2 protein-coding genes are annotated in these 1,521 nt (G+C 33.4%); both read right to left on the bottom strand.

Annotation, left to right across the window (positions count from 1 at the left end; genetic code table 11):
- Nucleotides 1–208: 208 nt before the first annotated feature.
- Nucleotides 209–871 (bottom strand): ISAon1 family transposase, encoded by a 663-nt coding sequence (locus FNW21_RS16155; protein WP_144257779.1) that lies wholly within the window; start codon nt 869–871, stop codon nt 209–211.
- A 92-nt stretch (nt 872–963) separates the two neighbouring features.
- Nucleotides 964–1,218, bottom strand: a complete 255-nt coding sequence (locus FNW21_RS16160) for an ISAon1 family transposase N-terminal region protein (RefSeq protein WP_235889660.1) — start codon at nt 1,216–1,218, stop codon at nt 964–966.
- Nucleotides 1,219–1,521: the final 303 nt, after the last annotated feature.

A 1,521-nucleotide genomic window follows, 5' to 3' on the forward strand; every position in this document is an offset into this window, starting at 1 on the left:
GTACTCCTGTCATCAAAATAATTTAATATGGTTTGGGGATGATTGATTATTGTTCGAGATATTGTATTAAAAGACTTAATCCAGATTGATTTACTTTTTCGTGCCATTTGGCTAGTTTGTTTAAACCTATTATTTTACCAGTTGTTTTTTCAAATATGTTACGCAAGTCCTGCGTTATAGAGTATGCTTTTTGAATGTCGGGGTATAATTAAAATAACAAATTGGCGCGTTCTATTTGGTTTACCGACCATTTTGATTTGTTTTTGTACAAGAAATAACTGCTTCTTGCTAGTAATTGTTTAAGGGTGTCTCCATTGGTCAAGACTTCAGACTCGAACCTTTTCTTGTTCTTTTTTGCTTTTTCTATAACTTCATTTTCTTGGTTAATAGCTTGCCAGCGGTATTTAATTCTAATTTCTTGTAAAGCTTCTGTGGCTAGTTTTTGTACATGAAAACGATCGGTAACACGTGTAGCATTTGGAAAGCATTTCTTGGCAATAAGTCCCATATTCCCTGCCATGTCAAGTGTGATTTCCGTAACCAAGTTTCGTCGTTTAAGAGGAATTTTGTCGATAATTGCAATTACGGTTTCGGTTTTTGTTCCTGCCACCATGGCCACTATAGTTCCTTTTTTGCCTTTGCCAGATTTATTGGTTAAAATGGTATAGAGTTCGTCATTAGAGAGAGAAGTTTCGTCTATGGATAGACGTCTTCCAATATTTTTAGCAAATAGTAGCCATTGTTTTGCGTGTGGTTTTTGGTCCCAAATTTTAAAATCGCTTAAAAAATCCTTGTAATGGTATTGTAGATTTCTACGCTTAACACCATAGAAAGAGGCAATAGAATTACAATCATTTGGCTTGGAATCTATTGATCTCTTTTAAAAAAGACGCAAACTCCTGCGTGACACGAGTTCCGTCTGCTACTAAATTCCAATCTCTAAAAACCACTTTCCCAGTGTCTTCATTGAACCCATCTTCTGTGGATAATATCAAGATACACTTGATGTCCACGAATAGGGAAATCTTGTACGGTTATCTGGTCAAAGAATCCTTTGGAACTTAATTTAGAACCCCTTTGTTCTTTGGGTATCGAGTTAATCTCCTTTAAGTAAAGATGAAGTATTTCTTCTCCTTTTTCATAAGAAGTCAGTTCAAAATAGTCCACTATTATTTCTGGTAATAATAATTTTAGAAGGTCTGTAAAAGAATCTTGCATTTATATATAATTTTGAATTACAAAAATCAACATTTTAATATTTTCCCACAACTTTTAGTGTTGATCCAAATTATGAGTTACTGTTATTTGATAAGTTCGCAGTAGGAATCTTGTATTTGTATCTAATTGTAAATACAAATATTCTTTTTTTATTATCAACAATTTATAAATTGTATTCGGCATCAGTTTGTTAGTCTTATTAAATAAAAAAGGCAGCCCATAAGACTAGTCATGGTCGGAAGAAATTCCGACCATTTTTATTTCAAGTTTTAAAGACTTTGGCAGGGTCTCCACCAGCAAAGA

It is taken from the genome of Flavobacterium restrictum, from assembly GCF_007097245.1.
Taxonomy (GTDB): domain Bacteria; phylum Bacteroidota; class Bacteroidia; order Flavobacteriales; family Flavobacteriaceae; genus Flavobacterium; species Flavobacterium restrictum.

Excerpts from the sequence above, each read along its gene's own strand:
- FNW21_RS16160 (WP_235889660.1), bottom strand. The coding sequence starts at position 1,218 with ATGCAAGATTCTTTTACAGACCTTCTAAAATTATTATTACCAGAAATA.